The organism is Tardiphaga sp. (assembly GCF_041424195.1).
Lineage (GTDB): Bacteria > Pseudomonadota > Alphaproteobacteria > Rhizobiales > Xanthobacteraceae > Tardiphaga.
This window is the reverse complement of record NZ_JBGMOE010000042.1, coordinates 1-2,116: the sequence shown is the minus strand read 5'-3', so window position 1 is coordinate 2,116 and position 2,116 is coordinate 1. Positions and strand designations below refer to the sequence as shown.

The window sequence follows — 2,116 nt, the reverse complement described above, 5'->3', positions numbered from 1 at the left end:
GATCGGTTGCTTGGGCAAGCATTCAGCAAGCCGACAAAACACCGCAGGCGGAACGCCGGGCAGTCGCCCGTGCTTTCCGAAAGTCCTGATGCATACCCTTGCGGAAGACCGCATCGGCATCAGGCCCAGGGGTGCATCGGGCACCCGGCGTTCCGCACGCCCTCTCGCAAGGGGGCGGGAATGCAAGCGACGACGGCGCCCCCGCGCCGCCAACAACAGGGGCGATGACGCATGTCTGAAGGGCAGTGGCTGTTTGACAGTTGAATCCGATGAGGCCGTAGGATGGGTAGAGAGTCTTCGCGAACCCCATCAATCGCAGACGAAGAAAGCGATCGGTTTCGCGAAGGCGCTCACCCCATCCTGCGATAGCTGCGCAGCGGGGGAGAAGATCGCCTATTCGAACTTCATATCGATGCAGCGCGATACATCGGAGCCGAGTCCCGACGGAATCGTGACGCAGCCGCGGATTTTCTGCTGGGTATTGTCGCTCACCCACATGGCAAAGCCGCCACTGCCGAAGAACGAATTGGTATTCGGCGGCTCAGTCTCGGTGGCATCGAATGAGTAGGTGGAATCGGTATCGAACACGCGCGGCTTCTTCACGCATCCGCCGTCGGTCTGCACATTGACGACTTCCTTTGCATCGCGTGTCATCGACAGCGACACCGAGCAGCGGAAATATTCGGAGGTCCTGGTGTTGAACAGATAGGCGTAGGAGCGGCAGGTGGCCGTGCTCAGCTTGCCGGCGCTGAGGCCACGGCCGCAGGAAATACGCTGGTTGTTGCTGAGTTTGTAGTCGTCCGCCGCAGCCAGGCCGGATGCCAGGGTGACAGCGCCCACAACCAAAAGACTTTTCACGATCGCTCGCATTGTCGAATCATCCCCATCGCCGCATTCATCGCGGACCGGCTTAGCCCGAATGCGAAAGATAGTCGCCCGGCCAGACTTGCGAAATAACAAACTCTTCGCGACCCCATGTCGTATTGACGGAACGTTGCGGTTCGTGATTTGTTCAAGACGACCGCACATTCGCGACGTAGTTTCAAAAACACTTTCGGAGAATTCGGGATGACCGCTCGCGTTTTTACGATGCTGTGCGCCGCCGCGCTGGTGACATCGGCCCTTGCGGGCCCTGCTCTGGCTCAGGCACCGACGCCCTGGGTGCTCTCGCCCGATATGGGCTATGGCTACGACGCGTCAGGCAAGACCTTCGCGTACAAGATGGGCACCAACAATGCCAAATTCCTGCTGAAGGGCGCCAAGAAAGTGCCGAAGAACACGCTGTTCTTCATCGGCGAGAACGGCCAGCTCTATATGCGCAGCGGTCCGTTCCTCGAAGACGACGGCAAGTTCAAGTTCGGCCCGGGCTAGAGCATGATGCCGAAAAGCGGGTACCGTTTTTCGGACAGGGTCGTGTTCACATAGCAAGTCGCCACGTGACGGGAGCATGACGGCAAAGCCCTCTCCCACCGCGGCGGCAGAGGTGATACAGAGCGCTTCATCTTTTTACGAAAGCTGAAAGCACTCATGGCCAAGCCGTCCCCCGTCTCCCCCCTCGCCCCGACCGACGTTCCCGAGATGCCCGCCATCGCAGGCGTGCGCCTCGCCACGGCAGCCGCCGGGATCCGCTACAAGGGCCGCACCGACGTGCTGCTTGCGGTGATGGACAAGGGCACGACGGCGGCCGGCGTGTTCACCAAGTCGAAGTGCCCGTCAGCGCCGGTGGAATGGTGTCGCAGCGTGCTCAAGAACGGCAAGGCGCAGGCGCTGGTGGTCAATTCCGGCAATGCCAACGCCTTCACCGGCAAGACCGGCAAGGCTTCGACCAAACTCACCGGCGACATCGCGTCCAAGGCCGTGGGCTGCAAGCCGAACGAGATCTTCCTTGCCTCGACCGGCGTGATCGGCGAACCGCTGGACGCGACCAAGTTCGACGGCGTGCTCGCCACGCTGGCGGACAGCGCCGGACCGGACGGCTGGATGGACGCCGCCCGGGCGATCATGACCACCGACACTTTCCCGAAGGTCGCGACCGCCACCGTGAAGCTCGGCAAGGCCAAGGTCACCATCAACGGCATGGCCAAGGGCGCCGGCATGATCGCGCCGGACATGGCGA

The 2,116-nt window shown here is 61.8% G+C and carries 3 protein-coding genes; 2 read left to right on the top strand and 1 reads right to left on the bottom strand.

The genetic code is table 11. The features are described from left to right. Window positions 1-393: 393 nt before the first annotated feature. A complete protein-coding gene (locus ACEK02_RS06080; RefSeq protein ID WP_371420904.1) occupies window positions 394-870 on the bottom strand; it encodes a hypothetical protein in 477 nt (158 codons plus the stop codon). 198 nt (window positions 871-1,068) lie between these two features. Between ACEK02_RS06080 and ACEK02_RS06075 the strand changes: the two genes are divergently transcribed. Beyond that, window positions 1,069-1,371, top strand: coding sequence for a hypothetical protein (locus ACEK02_RS06075; protein WP_371420903.1), 303 nt, complete (start codon window positions 1,069-1,071; stop codon window positions 1,369-1,371). Between the two features lie 156 nt (window positions 1,372-1,527). Next, the coding region (locus ACEK02_RS06070) for a bifunctional ornithine acetyltransferase/N-acetylglutamate synthase (RefSeq protein WP_371420902.1) at window positions 1,528-2,116 on the top strand (589 nt) is incomplete at its 3' end.

Excerpts from the sequence above, each read along its gene's own strand:
- ACEK02_RS06080 (WP_371420904.1), bottom strand. The coding sequence starts at position 870 with ATGCGAGCGATCGTGAAAAGTCTTTTGGTTGTGGGCGCTGTCACCCTG.
- ACEK02_RS06075 (WP_371420903.1), top strand. The coding sequence starts at position 1,069 with ATGACCGCTCGCGTTTTTACGATGCTGTGCGCCGCCGCGCTGGTGACA.